The sequence below is a fragment of the Nocardia albiluteola genome (assembly GCF_018860155.1).
Classification (GTDB): domain Bacteria; phylum Actinomycetota; class Actinomycetes; order Mycobacteriales; family Mycobacteriaceae; genus Nocardia; species Nocardia albiluteola.
The window spans coordinates 74,261-90,389 of record NZ_JAHKNI010000026.1; the positions used below are offsets into that span (position 1 = coordinate 74,261).

The following is a 16,129-nucleotide window of genomic DNA, read 5'->3' on the forward strand; positions in this document are numbered from 1 at the left end:
TGGGTCACGGATACCGGTTCATCGCGATTGCGGAGACCTTACACCTGGCATCGTCGGCGGCACGCATTTCGTTCGCGCACAGCAGTCCGTAGGTGAAGCCGTTCTCGCCACCCGCTGTGCCCGCAGTCGTCGCGGTGCACCACAGGAATTGTGACGCTACGATGCCGTCGTTGTAGTCGCCGAGAAGGCGCGCGGTCCCGGCGGGGGTGGACCAGCAGCCGCAGGATGTTGATCGGCGGTTCCAGCAGGTCGGGCGCGCGACATCGAGGAAGAACACCTCGACCGCGGGATTCGCTGCGATCATCCGGCCATACGGGCCGACAACCACGGCGGGCCAGGGCATGCGGCCGGAGAGGATGTCGTGGAGCGCCGCGCCGACCGGATGCCGCAGCGCCTCGTTCAACGAGGATTCCGCAGCGGCCGAGGCGTATCCCGCAGCGTTCCGCCCGGTCCAGCTGGCTCCAGCTTCTGACCTTCCGGCTGTGCCGCAGCAGGTCACCCAGCGTGGGATCCATGTGATCGGATATACCGTGCTGTCAGCCGTGCAGCTATTCCCTCGCGGGAATTGTCGATCATGTCCGGTCTCCCCAGGATCGTGGTCATGAAGAGCTATCAGCTGACCGCGCCGGGCGCGGGTATCGACGGTGTAGTGCTGCGCGAACACGATGAACCGACGCCGGACCCGGATCAGGTCGTAGTCAGGGTCGCGGCGAACTCGGTAGGCTACCGCGACCTGCAGGTCGTCGCGGGCGACTACCCGCTGCCGGTCCGGCCCGGAGTCGTCCTGGGCTGCGAGGGCACGGGCGAGGTCGTCGCGGTGGGTAGCCGGGTCAGCCGGGTCGCTGTCGGCGACCGGGTGGCGGGGGCGGTGTTCCCCCGGTGGATCGATGGCCCGTTCAGCCGGGACAACGCGGCACAGCTGGGCACAATGCTCGATGGCCTGCTCACCGAATACGCGGTACTGGACGAGGACGGCGTTGTCCCGATTCCCGAGCACCTGTCGTATGCGGAAGCGGCGACGTTGCCGTTGTCCGCGGTGACCGCGTGGAACGCACTCACGGAGGGCCGGCCGCTGCGCAGCGGTGAGACGGTGCTGACTCTCGGGTCCGGTGCGGTGTCGACCTTCGCACTACAGTTCGCCAAGCTGGCGGGTGCGCGGGTCGTGGTGACCACCTCGAGTGCGGAGAAGGCGGACAAGCTCACCGCACTGGGCGCGGACGCGGTGATCGACTATCGGCGAAACTCGCAGTGGTGGCAGGAGGTGCGCGCGCTGACCGGTGATCGCGGCGCCGATCGGGTGGTCGACGCCACCGGTCCGCTCGGACAGTCGCTGCAGGCGGTCGCGGCGCGAGGAGAGATCGCCTTCGTCGGATACTGGGTCTCCGGCGCCGCGGGGGCGCAACCGATCGAGCCGGCAAGCTTGTTCAAGTCCGGCGCGATCGTGCGTTGCGTGGCCACCGGGAGTCGCGCCCATTTCCTCGCCCTCAACCGCGCGGTCGAGGCGCATCGTCTGCGTCCGGTGATCGACCGGGTGTTCGGATTCGACGAGGTGCCCCAGGCGCTGCGATACTGCCGGTCGGGTCAGGGGTTCGGCAAGATCGTCATCACCCATGAATGACGTTCGTGTCGACGTGTCGGTTGACCAGGGCTCTGAGCGGCGGCGGGCCCTGATCACCGGGGCCAGCCGCGGGATCGGTGCGGCCATTGCCCGCAGGCTCGCGCCGACGTACAGTCTCCACCTCGGGGTGCGCACTGCGGCGGCGGTGGCGCCGATAGTCCGGGAATTGCCTGGCGCACAACCATGGCCGGTCGACCTAGCCGACCACCCGGCCCTGACGGCCGCCACAGTGGCGTTCGACCGGCTGGATGTCCTCATCCGCAGCGCCGGTATCACCGCGGGGGGACGGGTGGAGGAGCAGCCGAATGCCGTTAGTGCCGATGTCAGGGCGTGTGTTGCGGTGCGGTTCGGCGATGGGTGATGAGATCGGCGACGCCGTCGAGGATCCGGTCCAGGCCGAAGCTCAGCGCGTGTGTCGGGCTGATCGCCGCGTTGTGCTCGCTGCCCGCCGCCGACCCCACCCGGGATGACACGGGGAACTTGTTGGGGTCGATGAGTCTTTGCAGGATCGGACCGACGATGTCCCACCATTGCGGGTCGGTCGGGTCGGTATTCGAGGTGCCTGCCGACAGGCGTGCGGTGCCGATCACGTGGGTTATGACCAGTGTCAGAACGGAATCCATTTCGATGTCGGTGAGGCCGATGCCCTCGAGTGGGCGCAGTTCGGTCTCGTATTTGATGGTGGTGTTCGGTCCGAGTACCGGCCGGCTACCGACGAGGTCGAGCATCCACGGATGGCGCTGGTAGAGACTCCAGTTGCGTTCGGCGATAAGTTCCATCGCGGCGCGCCACCCGCCGACGGTCCGCGCCGGCTCGTCGGGATCTCGGTAGAGGTCGGCGAGCACCGCGTCGTGCATGAGGTCGAAGAGATCGGTCTTGCCGGGCACATGGGTATAGAGCGACATAGCGCCAACGCCGAGCCTGTCGGCGACCCGACGCATGGACACGGCGTCGAGGCCTTCGGAGTCGGCCAAGTCGATCCCGGCGGCGACGATCACCCCGACGCTGAGGCCCTTGCGTCCCGGCTTCGGATGCAGGCCCCACAGCAGCGCGAGAGTGCGCGCGGGATCCGCCGGGGCGTCTTTCTGTGCTGTCACGGGGAACATTCTCCCTCCACCTGGCGCTATCTCTGCCATACGCTAACGTACGTCGTACGGTACACTGTACGTTCTATGGATGGGAGAGTGAATATGCCGATATCGGATGTGGCAATCGACGTCACTGATCTGCGGAAGAGTTATCGCGGGGCCGCGGATGGCACCGGACTCAACGGCATCGACCTGCGGGTTCCGGCGGGGTCGGTGTGCGGGCTGCTCGGTCCGAACGGCGCGGGCAAGACGACGACCGTCCGGGTCTTGTCGACGCTCCTGCGGTTCGACTCCGGCACAGTGCGAGTGGCCGGGTACGACGTTCGGCGTGAGCCGCGGCGGGTGCGGGAGCGCATCGGGCTTGTTGGTCAGAGCGCGGCGGTCGACGAGGTGCTTTCCGGGCGGCAGAACCTGGTCATGTTCGGGCGGCTCAACGGGCTCGCTCCGGTGCTGGCCCAGCGCCGCGCGGACGAACTGCTCGAACAGTTCGACCTCGCCGCCGTCGGGCGACGGCCGGTCGGCAAGTATTCCGGTGGTATGCGGCGACGCTTGGACCTCGCGGCGGGGTTGATCGTTTCTCCGCCACTGCTTTTCGTCGATGAGCCGACCACCGGCCTTGATCCGGCGGCGCGGATGCAGGTGTGGTCGGCCATCGAAGCGCTGGTCGCGGCGGGCACAACCGTGTTGCTCACCACGCAGTACCTGGAGGAGGCCGATCGGCTTGCCGATCGTATCGTGATGCTCTCGCACGGAAGGGTGATCGCCGAGGGCAGTCCCGCCGACCTCAAGGCCCGCGTCGGCGCGGACTGGCTGGAGGTCGCGCTCGCCGATCCCGCGGATGCCGAACAGACCGCGATGCTGGCCAAAGCCGTCGCCACCGGTGAGGTGACAGTCGATCCGCAATCCCATATGGTCCGCATCCCCGTCGCGGGCCGTGCCACCGCACTCGTCACGATGGCTGTCGCGCTGCGGGACGCGGGCATTGCACCGCACGACATCAACGTGCGACGACCGTCCCTCGACGAGGTCTTCATCCAACTCACCGCGACGAGCCGCGAAGCATGCGCCGAGGTCGGTCGCGAATGCGCCGAGCACGGAAAGGTTTCCGCATGACCATGGTGCAAACTCACAGGACGTCGGCCTTCGGCGACCTCCGGACCATCACCCGCCGCGACTTGACGCATTGGCTGAGCCAACCCGCGCCGATAGTGATCGGTTGGCTCTTCCCGATCATGGTGGTGCTGATGTTCGGCACAATCTTCGGCGGTGCCATCAAAACCCCCGGTGGGGGCCGCTACTACGAGTATCTGATGCCGGGCATGTTCGCGATGGCGATGCTGTTCGGACTCGAATCCACCATGACGGCCATCGCGACCGACACCGCGAAAGGGGTCACCGACCGGTTCAGATCGTTGCCGATGAACGACGCTGCCGTCGTCGGCGGGCGATGCCTCGCCGATCTCCTGAATACGGCGGTCGGGCTGACGGTCGTCGTCAGCACGGGCCTAGCGCTCGGCTGGCGCTGGCACGATGGCCTTCCCAATGCACTCCTGGCAGTAGGATTGCTACTGCTGCTGCGCTTTTCGCTGCTTTGGGTCGGGATCCTTCTCGGTCTGATGGCCAAGGGACCCGAATCGGTCGTCGTCGTTCAGGTACTGGTATGGCCGGTGCTTTTCCTGTCGAACGCGTTCGTCGACACGGCGACTATGCCCAAGTGGTTGGCGGTCATCGCGGAATGGAATCCGTTGTCGGCCACAGCTTCCGCCGTGCGGAAACTGTGTGGCAATCCCGGCTGGGCAGGCGGCGCGTGGATGACACAGCACTCGATCGTGGCGGCGTTGATCTGGCCGCTGCTGATCACCGCGATCTTCCTGCCGCTGTCGGTCCGACGCTTTCGCTCTCTGGGCGGCTGAGTCCTTGAATCTGGCCTGGTGTCTCGGCTGACAACGCGCCGAGACACCAGCGTCGTTCCCCCGGGCCGGAGTTTCGTCGGGTCGGATCCAGAGCTGACGGTCAGTGCGGAAATTGCCGCTCTGACCGGGCATGTCGCAATGTCACGTTGCGACTCATCGCCGTGCATGAAGGCGGGCGTTACCTGCCCCTGACAGGGGCAGGTAACGCCCGCCGCGCGTGGCCATACTGGGGTCCGTGAGCAGCAAGTCGGAGCTTGGAGCCTTCCTGAGGGCGCGTCGTGCGCAACTGCGTCCCGAGGACATCGGGTTGTCGGTGTATGACGAGCGCAGGCGCGTGCCTGGGCTGCGTCGCGATGAGCTGGCGCTGTTGGCTGGGGTGAGCGAGGCGTATTACACGCGGCTGGAACAGGGAGTGTCGTCCAACGCCTCACCGGAGGTGTTGGACGCAATCGCCCGGGCGCTCGGTCTGGACGAAACCGAACTCCGACACGTGCACGCACTCGCTGGCGCCGCGCGCAACGGCGGGAACCGGGTACCCAGGCCACCGACCCCCGAACGGATCACCGACACGACGAGACAGCTGATCGAGGCCTTCGGGGACACCCCGGTGATCGTGCTCGGCCGGCGCAGCGACGTGCTGGCGTGGAACCGCACCGGCCACGCGCTGTTCGCGGGGCATCTCGACCCACAGGGCCCTGACGACCCGGACCGGCGCCCGAACACGGCGAGGCTGGTCTTCCGGGACGCCCATACCCGCGAGCTCTATCCGGACTGGCCGAAGAAGGCCAGAGACGTGGTGGGACGACTACGGATGACTGTGGGCCGCTACCCCGACGACCCCTTGCTGGCGACGCTGATCGGCGAGTTGGCCATGCACAGCCAGGAATTCACGGCGTTGTGGTCCGAGCACAAGGTTCGCGCCTGGGACGTCGCGACCTACCGGATGCGCCATCCCCTGGTCGGATCCATGGAGGTCACACAGCAGGCCGTCGCCGTCCCGCTCGCGCCCGGACAGCGGATGGTCGCCGTCACCGCGGCCGCGGGTTCGGACTCCCACGCCGCGCTGGCCCTGCTCGCCCAGGCCGGGGGGCCGGTCGCGGCGCCGCGTCCGGAAGGCGCGAGACCGCATCCACGGCCGCGCACGGCGGCGGGTTCGACCGCTTAGCCCGCATCCCGAACCGACAGGCGCCGGCACCGTCGTCTCGGCATCTAGCAACGCCTTCCTGAATCTTTCTCCAATCACGCATGCGGCTTCCGCATGCCCGAATCTCGCTGAGAACCCTCGGCGAGATACAACCAGCCCACGAGTTCCGTGGCTGCTGCGAAAGGATCAACCATGTCCGTGCTCTACACCACCGAGGCGATCTCGACCGGCGAGGGCCGCAACGGCCGGGTCCGCACCCTCGATGGGGTGCTTGATGAGACCTTGGCGGTCCCGAAGGAGATGGGCGGCCCCGGCGGGGAGAAGACCAACCCCGAGCAGTTGTTCGCCGCCGGCTACGCCGCATGCTTCCACAACGGGCTGCGGCTGATTGCTGGACAGCAGAAGGTGAAGCTGCCGGAGTCGACTGTCACCTCCACCGTCAGCCTGCTCACGCTGGACGAGGGCCGCTTCGCTCTGGCGGTCAAGCTTGTCGTGCACCTGCCCGGCCTGGACCAGGCCACGGCTGATGAGCTCGTGGCGACCACGCACCAGGTGTGCCCCTACTCCAACGCCACCCGTGGAAACGTCGAGGTGATCCTCGAAGCAACTGTCTGACAAGACCTTCCCTTCGGTCGGGCCTTCCGGTCTGGACGGCCCGGCCGCAGGGGACCACCTGAGCAGTGTCCCCGGGCCGTTCTTGGATCCCACCAACGCCAGCGGATTATGGCATTTGTACTCGGCATTGGTCGCACGAACAACCACGGACGATCAGGAGAATCCCATGCCCTACTTCGACTCACACGATGGTACCCGGCTGCACTACCAGGACTGGGGTACCGGACAGCCGGTGCTGTTCCTCGCCGGCGGCTGGCTCAGCAGCACCTCCTGGGAGCTGCAGATGCTGCCGCTGTCCCGACAGGGACTGCGCTGCCTGTCCTACGACCGGCGTGGACACGGCAAGTCCGACTGGGTCGGGCACGGTTACGACTACGACACCCTTTCCGAGGATCTGGCGGCGTTCCTGGAACACCTCGACCTGAGCGATGTCGTGGTGGTCGCGCATTCCATGGCCGGTGGCGAGATCATCCGGTACCTGACGCGGCACGGCAGCGACCGGATCAATCGGATCATGCTGGTCTCGGCGACCCTGCCGTTCCCGGCTCGGACCGCCGACAACCCGGACGGTGTCCCGAAGGCCATCGCCGATGCGGTGAATGCGGCCCGCGCCGCCGACCGTCCGCTGTGGATGGAACAGAATGCGCAGGCATTCTTCGCAACCCATTTGGGTAACCAGGTGTCTTCCGCGCGCATCGCGTGGATGGTGCAGAAATGCATGGACTGCTCATTGCTGGCGTCCGACGCGATCATGGAGACCATCTTCACCACCGACTTCCGCGCCGAGCTGCGGGAAATCACGGTACCCACCATGATCATCCACGGTGATGCCGACGCCTCCGTGGCCATCGACATCTGCGGACGCAAGACCAAGGATCTGATCCCCGTGAACACCTACAAGGAATATCCTGCGACCGGTCACGGCATCATGATCACGCACGCGGCACAGCTCAATGCCGACATCGTGGACTTCATCAAGTCCTGACCGATCGCCGGTGTGCGTCAGTCGGAGCAGGCCGAGCCACAGGGGCGGGCCTGCACTCCGACCACCGCTTTTGGTGCGGCGAGTCAATCACGAATAGTGTTGCGCACCAACGTTATCCGCGGAGTGGTCGGCCGTTTGAGCTTCGACCGCAAGCTCTCCACCGTCGACCGCTGTTCGACGCGGCTCTGGCCTCACCCGTCCCGCCGACACGCAGGAATACCCCAACATCTCCGAACTCCGCTGATACCGGCCGGCCGTGGGTTGATGTGTACTGGAGTGTTCGATTTCGGCCCCTCGTAGTCTGCCCGGTCCTATCATGTTGAGTGGCAAGTCCATTGGACCGCAATCACCGGAAAGCCGTTAGCAGTGCCGGTAGGCCTGGTTATCCCGATTACTTTCGTGTGACACTCGCATTTCACATATTCGATTGGTGGTCGAATCATGCCTGAAATCCCAACGGAACCGACCCCGGAGTTGAACGGGCACAACGGTGTCGGACAACTCAGCCTCAGCACCGCGGCGGCACGCAAGTTGTCGTCGACGACCAAGTCCAAGCCGCAGATGCAAAGCATCACCCCCCGCTGGCTGCTCCAGCTGCTGCCCTGGGTCGAGGCCCGAGGCGGCGCGTATCGAGTCAACCGGCGACTGAACTACACGCTGGGCGACGGACGGCTGGACTTCCTCACGACCGGCGACCAGGTACAGGTCATCGCGGCCGAGCTGACCGAGCTCCCGCTGCTGCGGAACTTCGGCGACATCGACGTGCTGGAGGCGTTGGCCGACAGGTTCGTTCAGCACGAATACGACCCGGGGGCGGTCCTGGTCGAGGCCGGCGGCCCGGCTGACGAACTCGTCCTGCTCGTACACGGACGGTTCGCCAGGCTCCGTGAGGGCAAGTTCGGGCACGAGTCGACCCTCGAAATCATGGCCGACGGTGACTATTTCGGCGACGAGGAACTGATCGGTCCCGACGACACCTGGGACTACTCGGTCAGGGCTACCACGGCGTGCACGGTCATGGCGCTGCCGAAGGCGGCCTTCCAGGAGGTGCTCGAGCGGTCCGAGGCGCTGCGCGGCCACCTCGACCGGCACCGGACGACCACGGGCAAGGCGCAGAACGTCCACGGCGAGGCGGACGTGGAGGTCATTTCCGGTCATCGCGGTGAGCCGCTCCTGGCCGGCACGTTCGTCGACTACGAACTGAAGCCCCGCGAATTCGAGCTGAGCATCGCGCAAACCATCCTGCGGGTGCACACGCGCGTCCAGGACCTGTTCAACGAGCCGATCGACCAACTCGAGCAACAGCTCCGGCTGACCATCGAGGCGGTGCGCGAGCGCCAGGAATACGAACTGGTCAACAACAAGGATTTCGGCCTGCTGCACAACGCGGACTTCAGCCAGCGCATCTACACCCGCAGCGGCCCACCCACCCCGCACGATATGGATCAGTTGCTCAACACGGTCTGGAAGAACCCCGGCTTCATCCTCGCGCACCCGGAGGCCATCGCCGCGTTCCGCGACGAGTGCAGCCGACAGGGCATCCTCCCGGAGACCATCCACGTGCCGGGCGGCCGGCTCTCCGCATGGCGCGGGGTGCCCATCTACCCCTGCTGGAAGATCCCGATCAGCGAACACCGCACCACCTCGATCATGGTGATGCGGACCGGCGAAACCGATCGGGGCGTCATCGGCCTGCGTAAGACCGGCCTGGTCGACGAGTACGAGCCGGGTCTGAGCGTGCGGTTCATGAGCATCGACGAACGGGCGATCGTCAACTACCTGATCACCTGCTACTACTCGTTGGCCGTGCTGGTGCCCGACGCTCTGGGCGTGCTGGAAAACGTTCAGCTCGGGAGTCCCAATGGTCGCGGCTGAGGCGGACGCCGACCCCTTCACCCGCGCCCGTCGGCTGATCACCCCCGGTCTACGGGCGGCGGCGGACCGGATGAACTCGTCTACGCGCCAGGTCATCGGCTACCACCTCGGCTGGTGGGACGAGCACGGAAACCCGCTGGACGGGGACGGCGGCAAGGCGCTGCGACCGGTGTTGGCGATGCTCGCGGCGGAGGCGGCCGGCGGCACCGCCGAGCGGGCGACCAACGCGGCCGTCGCGGTCGAGCTGGCACACAACTTCTCGCTCTTGCACGACGACATCATGGACGGCGACCGCACCCGCCGCCACCGGCCCACCGCCTGGACCGTCTTCGGGGTGCCCGCCGCGCTCCTCGCCGGTGACGCGTTGAACACGCTGGCGACCGAGGCCCTGGTGGCCGACGGCCCACCGCTTGCCACCGCGGGGGTGCCCCGGCTCAATGAGGCGATACTGCGGATCGACGACGGCCAGGCCGCGGATATGGCCTTCGAGGGCCGCGCCGAGGTGCCGCTGGACGAATGCGTGACGATGGCGCGCGACAAGACCGGCGCGTTGTTCGCCGCCGCGTGCGAGCTGGGCGCCATGTCCGCCGGTGCGTCACCCGAACGGGTCTGGCAGTTGCGCCAATTCGGTGAGCACCTCGGCCTGGTGTTCCAACTGGTCGACGATCTCCAAGGCATCTGGGGTGATCCGGCCGTGACCGGCAAGCCCGTCATGTCCGACCTGCGCGCCCGCAAGAAGTCGCTGCCGGTGGTGGCGGCGCTCAACGTCGGCAACGGCCCCGCGACCCGGCTTGCCGAGCTGTACCTCGGCGACGAGCCGTTGGACGATGCCGCCCTCCAGACCTGCGCCGACCTCATCGCGGAGGCGGGCGCACACGCCTGGGCGCACCAGGAAATACAGCGTCACCTGGACCTGGCCCTGGCCTGTCTGCAGGCCGCCAACCCGGAGGCCGCGGCCGCGGGGGAACTGGCGGCTCTTGTTCGGCAACTGAGCGTGGGGCCGAGCGCATCGCCCGCCGCGACGCCGGGGCTGTACCGGATGCCGACGTTCGAGGGGCTCCGCCAGGCCCGGCTCAGCCCCCACCTGGACACGGCCCGCGCCCATGCCCTCGCGTGGGCCCGGGATATGGCCATGTTCGCGCCGCAGGCCGGCATCCCGCCGTGGACCGAGCAGCAGTTCCAGGGGGAGGACTACCCGCTGCTGCTGTGCCGCATGTTCCCGGATGCTCTCGGGGACAGGGTCGATACGCTCGCCGACTGGTGCACGTGGACGTTCTACGTGGACGACTTCTTCGCCAAGGCCTGCCAACGCACCGGAAGTACGGCGCCGATACGGGCTCACCTGGCAAGACTGCGGCAGTTCATGCCGCTCGACCCGACGGCGGCCATGCCGGTGGCGACGAGTCCCACCGAACGCGGTCTCGCCGACCTGTGGTCACGCACCGCGCCCGTGATGTCGCCCGGCTGGCGACGCCGCGCTCGCGAACGCATCGAGGAATGTCTCGGCGGCAACCTCCGGGAACTGCACAACTTCGCCACGGGGCATGCCACCGATCCGATCGAGTACCTGGAACTGAAGCGCAGGACCAACCCCGGTCCGCTGGCCGGGTGCCTGGCCGAATACGGCCAGCCGGCCGAGCTGCCCGACACGGTCGCGGATGCCCAGCCGATGCGTTCGCTGATCGACACCCTCAACGACGCGAGTCTGCTGGTCAACGATATCTACTCCTACCCGCGAGAGGCGGCCGAGGGCGCCGAGCCCGCCAATATGGTGCACGTGCTGCGCAAGTTCCTCGGTGGCGATCTCCAGCAAGCGGTGGATACGACGGCCGACCTGGTCCGATCCCGGTTGGATCAGTTCGAGCACGTCGCCGCTGTCGAGGTTCCGACGATGGTCGAGGAGTACGGCCTGAACCCCGCCGAGAGCGCCCGCGTGTTCGACTACATCGAGGTTCTGCGGGACTCGGTCCCAGGCTGGTACGAGTGGTTCACGCGAACCGCGCGCTACCCCCAGGATCTCGAGACGGCGAACCCTGTGGCGGTGACCGCCGCCGAGCCGACCACCCCCCGCCGCCTCGGCGGCCCCACCGGCCTGGGCACTTCCACCGCACGGCGGCTACTGCCCTCGTGAGCCCCGCCCCGCCGGCTCGAGACGGACGCTCGCGATCATCGAAACCAGCATCGCCGTCATCAGTTCCAGCACATTCCACGCAACGGGCGGCGCGGACAGCGCTTCAGAGGCAGGCGCGGATCACCGCGTCGGCCAGTAGGTCCATCGGGTCCAGCAGCTCGGAATCCGTTGTGACATACCGGGCCGCGAGTGGGAGTTCCGTGCAGGCCAGCACCGTCAGCGGGACATTCAGTGCGGACAGGGCGCGGTCCAGGTGGGCGGCCGCGCCGAGCGGGTCGGCACGCTTCACCGCGGCGATGGCTCTATCCACTTCTTGCTGCACAGGCTCGGAGGGCACGACCACGTCGACGTCGTGGAGCCGGTTCTGATAGAGGCCGGTAGCCAGGGTGCCGCGGGTGCCGAGCAGGCCGATGGGACCCGCGCGGCCGGTCAGGGCGGATGCGGTTTCGGCGACCATATCGACGAAAGTTGCTCCGGTGTCCGCGATCAGGTTCGGCAGGAAGAAATGTGCTGTGTGGCAGGGTATTGCGATCACGGCGGCGCCGAGGTCGCGGAGTGTGACTGCGCCGGAAAGGATCTCTGGGTAGGGATCGGTGCTGCCGTCGAGCACGGCGGCCACCCTGTCCGGCACCGTCGGGTCCGCCCAGATGACGACCCGCAGGTGGTCCTGGTCACGGGTGGCGGGCGTGCGCGCGATCAGCTTGGCGTAGAACTCCGCCGTGGCCGCGGGACCCATGCCGCCGAGGATGCCGACCAGCGGCCGGGATGCCGTCACTGGAAGCTGGACCGGTAACCGAACAACCCCACGGCCCCGCCGGTATGCACGAATACCACGGTGTCGGGCTCGGCGAACCGCCCCTCGGCGATGCCGCCCAGCAGACCCGCGAACCCCTTGCCCGAGTACACCGGATCCAGCAGGATCCCCTCGGTGGTGGCGAGCAGCCGCAACGCATCGACCATGGATTCGGTGGGAATGCCGTAGCCCTCGCCGACCCAGCGATCGTCCACCAGCACATCCTCGCGGCCGACCTCGGTTCCGATCAGCTCGGCGGTGCGTTGCGCGAGGTCGTGCACCGCATCGATCTGCTTCTGCTCCGGCTGCCGCACGCTGACCCCGAGCACCCGGGCAGGGCTGTGAACCGCACGAAGCCCGGCGACGAGTCCGGCCTGAGTTCCGGTGCTGCCCGTCGCGTGCACCACCCAGTCGACCGGGATCGGCGCGGCGTCCAACTCCAGTGCGCACCCCACGTAGCCGAGCGCGCCGATCGGATTCGAGCCGCCGCCGGGGATCACATACGGCCGGCGCCCCGCGGAGCGCAGGTCGTCGGCGAGAGATTCCATGGCCGCCTGCATATCGGTGCCGGACGGCAGCCTGTCCACGATCCGGGCGCCGAGCAGTTCGTCGAGGAGCACGTTGCCTGAGCGCTCGTACTCCTCGTCGCGCACCTGACGCCGTTCCAGCAGCAGATGGCACTCCATCCCGGCGCGGGCCGCCGCCGCCGCGGTCTGCCGCGCATGGTTGGACTGGGTGGCGCCCTGCGTGATCAGCACGTCGGCGCCCTGAGCCAGCGCATCGCCGACCAGAAATTCGAGCTTGCGCGTCTTGTTGCCACCGGTGGCCAGGCCGGTGCAGTCGTCACGTTTGATCCACAGATCCGGCACGCGCGGGTGACTCTCGCGCAGCCGTGCGGTCAGCCGTTCCAGCGGCTCGAGGGGGGTCGGGAAGTGCCCGAGCGGAAAGCGTGCGAAGCGCGTCATCTGTACCACGGATGCCATCGTGCTGGTCGACGGCGATCGCTGTCCAGTGCCGATCCGCGCCGAACATCTACCGGTGAGCCGATCCAGCTTCGACTATTGTGCGGTGTCTTCTGAACGGCCGCAGGACGGTTTCAACCTGCGAGCCAGCGACCTCGACCGGTCCATGGCATGTACCGCGCTGGACAACTTCGCCTCCAGCCCGAACCGCGCTGCGGGCCTGCTGAATTGGTGGAAGCAGCACAATCGACTCCGCTGAGCCCGGGCGTTCCGGGAGCAGTCAGCGCGTACACCAACGCCAGGTTCGCATCGGCCGCGGCGCCGGGGTCCGGGATGCACCGGCACTCCCGACATCGGCCGGCCGGTCGACACTGCCGGACTTCGACACCTCGGTCCGGTCCCGCATAGCGATCGACCGGCTGATCTCCCGTCGCGACGTTCATCTGCGGGAGAAGACGCTGTGGTGGATGCTGTACGAAACCTGCGCCCGCGCAGAGGAATTGCTACAGGAGGTAAATGTGATGACGCGAGCCGTCGCCGAACAGTCTTCTCCGCTCCTGCGCCCGGGGCACGCATTCTCCGCCTGGCTGATCGACACGCTACCCGGCCTCGGTTCTCGTGTGGTCGACGGCTCGTTGTCTGCGTGTTCGTTTACGGATCTGGCGAACCGGGCACTTGCCCTGCTTCCGCCAGCGGCCGACAACGATGTCCGTAGCGCCCGTCGACTGATCGTCGAGTTGGGAATCGTCGGCTCCTCGGTCGCCTCCTACTCTCAGCGAGAGAACCTCGACCTTGCGCGGCGTGATCCGGGATGCAGCCTGGCACGACTCCGCGTCGGCGAAGCGGGAATACCGTTCCGGGCCTATTTCAACACCCTTGTCGCACGGTCAGGTACCGGTCATCCCAACCGGGATGCCTATGCCTCCCTCATCCTCTGGAATGCGCCGGAGATGAGTGCATACCGGGGTAGCAGCCGAATCTGCACACTACCCAGTGTCTTCGACGACGGCCGCATCCGAACATATACCGCAGAAATCGGTGAAACACTGATCATCGAGCTGTTCAAACGTTGCGAAACCCTCGAGGCGGCCGCAAACATTGCCGTGCAACCGATTTGGGCCGATGGCGCATTCACCATGAGTCGTGATGAGATTGCTGAGCGATTCGCGACGGCTCGCCTGATGCTCGCCGGAGTCCGGCGGCTATTCCTGAATTTCTCTCGGGGCGATGAGCGGGGGGCGTTGTCGGTGGCCCACTTCATCGATGTCTTCCGCCAGTACGCCGTGCATTGGGATCACGGTGACGTCGCGCCCAGCGGGCCGCAGGACGTCCAGTTCATTCTGCGCGACCTGATGACCGGCATCGACATGCCCGGCTATGTGGATCATGTCGAGCGGATACTCGCTGCATTGCTGGCCGACGAGCGACAAATGGTCACGGATGCGGCGGCACAACCTTCGCTGCCCGAAGTCTTGCTGAACGAGGCCGGGCTGTCTCCGCAGCAGTTGGCGGCCCTGCCCGATTCGGAGTTGACAGCGGTCCTCCGTCGTTACCCGGTACTGGGCGAGTGCTATCTACTCCTCGAGCTCAATGCGCGACTTTCAGCGGCCCACCTGATGGTGGCGAAGAAGTACCTCTACAAGCCCAACCACCAACGAGACCAGGCCGGAGCGGCGGTCGCGGCCCCCGTCCCGAACGACAAAGGCATCACCGAGTTGCCCGAGTCCGCTCTGGACATGCTCAACCGAGCCCGCCGCCGACATCTCCTGTCCGCGATCGGCCGATGGCGCACCGCGGAGGTCGCTGCGATCTGTGGAGCGACCGTCCAGCGCGACATCTCGATAAACGACACCCTTGCCTTGTTCATGCCCCGGCCAGACCGTCTCCACTCGTCGCCGACCACCCTCACACATCTCATTCCAAGGAAAACCCTGACGGCGAGCGTCGTCGACGGTAGCGGCGCAGCGCCATGTAGGCGTTGATGGTGGTGGTGATCCGAATGAAGGCCGAGCCGATCACTCCGTGATGCCCAGGCCGCCCAGGATGCTCGCTGAATAGGCCCGGGGCGCGGTGGCCGGATTGCTTCGGCTCCGTTTCCCCGGACCTCTCGCCGAACCCGCCGTGCGCCTCTCGACGCAACGGGCGCTCCACGGTTCCTGCCGTCAGGCTGGTTGCAGGGTCGTCCATCGGTTGGGGATCTTGTGTCCGCGCCAGCGGTAACGGCTGACCGTCACGCTGCTTAGGTCGAACAACTCGGTCCCGTCCGCCGCGGTGATGGGTAGCCACCGCCCTGCGGGGGTGGTGTAGCGGCGGCGAATGTCGGTCCAGTTCCAGCGGTGCCGGGTTTGCAACATAGCGATCATCCGTCTCCAGACGAATCTGGTTGAGCCGCACGATCACATAGCTCAGACTCTGCTGGGATCCCCGATGGGTCAGGGCACGAACTTTCGCCTTCAGCGACCGGATTGAGGATCCCGGCTTTCAGGAACGCCTTGATCAGCGTCAGGACGCGTTTGTCCTTGACCCGCAACCGAACCCGGTCCATCAGGGCCGTGTGCTCGATACGGTCGAAACACGCCTCGATATCCGCATCCAGCACCCACCGGTAACCGCGAGTGCCGTTATAGTGGATCTCAGCGATCGCGTCCTGCACCCGCCGGTTGGGCCGGAACCCGTGTACCGCGGAACCATTCCGGTTCTCGAGGTGCCCTCGGCAGCCCTCTCCGACGCTCGGCTATCCTGGCCGGCGGATAGATCATCAAGGTGGTTTGGATGCGCAGCAGTAACGTCGATTTGGCCGCCCGGTGGTGGCAGTGGGCCATGTCGATCCCCAACGCCAAGAATCCGGTATGCGACGAGACCGGAATCCTTGCGGCCGAAGGTCAGCCCGACGATGTCTGGTTCCTCGCCGGAACTTTCGGTGGCGAGGTCAGCAGGTGCTGCTCCGTGCCTTCGGGTCGCCCGATTTTCTTTCCCGCCTTCAACATGTTCCACAAGGTCCGGAA

The 16,129-nt window shown here is 66.7% G+C and carries 17 protein-coding genes and 1 pseudogene; 12 read left to right on the forward strand and 6 right to left on the reverse strand.

All coding sequences use genetic code 11. From position 1 onward, the window contains the following. Window positions 1-4 precede the first annotated feature (4 nt). Complete coding sequence (locus KO481_RS40970; RefSeq protein WP_215923957.1) at window positions 5-403, reverse strand: hypothetical protein; 399 nt, start codon at window positions 401-403, stop codon at window positions 5-7. Between the two features lie 198 nt (window positions 404-601). Here KO481_RS40970 and KO481_RS40975 point away from each other — a divergent pair, with 198 nt between their 5' ends. Continuing rightward, a complete protein-coding gene (locus KO481_RS40975) occupies window positions 602-1,618 on the forward strand; it encodes a zinc-dependent alcohol dehydrogenase family protein (RefSeq protein ID WP_215923958.1) in 1,017 nt (338 codons plus the stop codon). Then, window positions 1,611-1,979 (forward strand): SDR family NAD(P)-dependent oxidoreductase, encoded by a 369-nt coding sequence (locus tag KO481_RS40980; protein ID WP_215923959.1) that lies wholly within the window; start codon window positions 1,611-1,613, stop codon window positions 1,977-1,979. Before KO481_RS40975 ends, KO481_RS40980 begins: the two co-directional genes overlap by 8 nt. Here KO481_RS40980 and KO481_RS40985 read toward each other — a convergent pair. After that, window positions 1,942-2,724 (reverse strand): TetR/AcrR family transcriptional regulator, encoded by a 783-nt coding sequence (locus KO481_RS40985; RefSeq protein ID WP_215923960.1) that lies wholly within the window; start codon window positions 2,722-2,724, stop codon window positions 1,942-1,944. The two genes, KO481_RS40980 and KO481_RS40985, sit on opposite strands and share 38 nt — an antisense overlap. Before the next feature lie 84 nt (window positions 2,725-2,808). On the opposite strand from KO481_RS40985, the gene KO481_RS40990 reads away from it, so the two are divergent. The 7 genes from KO481_RS40990 to KO481_RS41020 all read left to right on the forward strand — a co-directional run bounded on the left by KO481_RS40990 (window position 2,809) and on the right by KO481_RS41020 (window position 11,369). Further along, window positions 2,809-3,819: an ATP-binding cassette domain-containing protein gene (locus tag KO481_RS40990; protein ID WP_215923961.1), complete on the forward strand. Its 1,011-nt coding sequence runs from the start codon at window positions 2,809-2,811 to the stop codon at window positions 3,817-3,819. Continuing rightward, window positions 3,816-4,619, forward strand: coding sequence for an ABC transporter permease (locus KO481_RS40995; RefSeq protein WP_215923962.1), 804 nt, complete (start codon window positions 3,816-3,818; stop codon window positions 4,617-4,619). The genes KO481_RS40990 and KO481_RS40995 overlap by 4 nt, the downstream gene beginning before the upstream one ends. A gap of 235 nt (window positions 4,620-4,854) precedes the next feature. Continuing rightward, complete coding sequence (locus KO481_RS41000) at window positions 4,855-5,784, forward strand: helix-turn-helix domain-containing protein (RefSeq protein WP_215923963.1); 930 nt, start codon at window positions 4,855-4,857, stop codon at window positions 5,782-5,784. 171 nt (window positions 5,785-5,955) lie between these two features. Next, window positions 5,956-6,378: an organic hydroperoxide resistance protein gene (locus KO481_RS41005; protein ID WP_215923964.1), complete on the forward strand. Its 423-nt coding sequence runs from the start codon at window positions 5,956-5,958 to the stop codon at window positions 6,376-6,378. A 166-nt stretch (window positions 6,379-6,544) separates the two neighbouring features. After that, window positions 6,545-7,363 carry an alpha/beta fold hydrolase gene (locus KO481_RS41010; protein WP_215923965.1) on the forward strand — a complete coding sequence of 273 codons (819 nt, stop codon included), beginning with the start codon at window positions 6,545-6,547 and terminating at the stop codon, window positions 7,361-7,363. A gap of 441 nt (window positions 7,364-7,804) precedes the next feature. Further along, window positions 7,805-9,238 (forward strand): family 2B encapsulin nanocompartment shell protein, encoded by a 1,434-nt coding sequence (locus KO481_RS41015; RefSeq protein WP_245402239.1) that lies wholly within the window; start codon window positions 7,805-7,807, stop codon window positions 9,236-9,238. Continuing rightward, window positions 9,225-11,369 carry a polyprenyl synthetase family protein gene (locus KO481_RS41020; RefSeq protein ID WP_245402240.1) on the forward strand — a complete coding sequence of 715 codons (2,145 nt, stop codon included), beginning with the start codon at window positions 9,225-9,227 and terminating at the stop codon, window positions 11,367-11,369. The genes KO481_RS41015 and KO481_RS41020 overlap by 14 nt, the downstream gene beginning before the upstream one ends. Window positions 11,370-11,472: 103 nt before the next feature. On the opposite strand, the gene cuyB is transcribed toward KO481_RS41020, so the two are convergent. Together cuyB and cuyA are read right to left on the reverse strand one after the other, a co-directional pair. Continuing rightward, window positions 11,473-12,144: a cysteate racemase gene (gene cuyB, locus KO481_RS41025; protein ID WP_215923966.1), complete on the reverse strand. Its 672-nt coding sequence runs from the start codon at window positions 12,142-12,144 to the stop codon at window positions 11,473-11,475. Further along, a complete protein-coding gene (gene cuyA, locus KO481_RS41030) occupies window positions 12,141-13,127 on the reverse strand; it encodes a D-cysteate sulfo-lyase (RefSeq protein WP_245402254.1) in 987 nt (328 codons plus the stop codon). Before cuyA ends, cuyB begins: the two co-directional genes overlap by 4 nt. Before the next feature lie 19 nt (window positions 13,128-13,146). On the opposite strand from cuyA, the gene KO481_RS41035 reads away from it, so the two are divergent. Together KO481_RS41035 and KO481_RS43790 are read left to right on the forward strand one after the other, a co-directional pair. Next, window positions 13,147-13,383, forward strand: a complete 237-nt coding sequence (locus tag KO481_RS41035) for a hypothetical protein (RefSeq protein ID WP_215923968.1) — start codon at window positions 13,147-13,149, stop codon at window positions 13,381-13,383. A gap of 208 nt (window positions 13,384-13,591) precedes the next feature. After that, window positions 13,592-15,106, forward strand: a complete 1,515-nt coding sequence (locus KO481_RS43790; RefSeq protein WP_245402241.1) for a hypothetical protein — start codon at window positions 13,592-13,594, stop codon at window positions 15,104-15,106. A gap of 180 nt (window positions 15,107-15,286) precedes the next feature. Here the strand turns inward: KO481_RS43790 and KO481_RS44985 are convergent, their stop codons facing one another. Beyond that, complete coding sequence (locus KO481_RS44985; RefSeq protein WP_215923969.1) at window positions 15,287-15,478, reverse strand: hypothetical protein; 192 nt, start codon at window positions 15,476-15,478, stop codon at window positions 15,287-15,289. A gap of 140 nt (window positions 15,479-15,618) precedes the next feature. After that, window positions 15,619-15,801, reverse strand: a pseudogene (locus KO481_RS44990) (reverse transcriptase domain-containing protein); the annotation flags it as partial. A gap of 95 nt (window positions 15,802-15,896) precedes the next feature. Between KO481_RS44990 and KO481_RS41055 the strand changes: the two are divergent. Then, window positions 15,897-16,129: hypothetical protein (locus tag KO481_RS41055; RefSeq protein WP_215923970.1), on the forward strand; the 233-nt coding region annotated here is incomplete at its 3' end.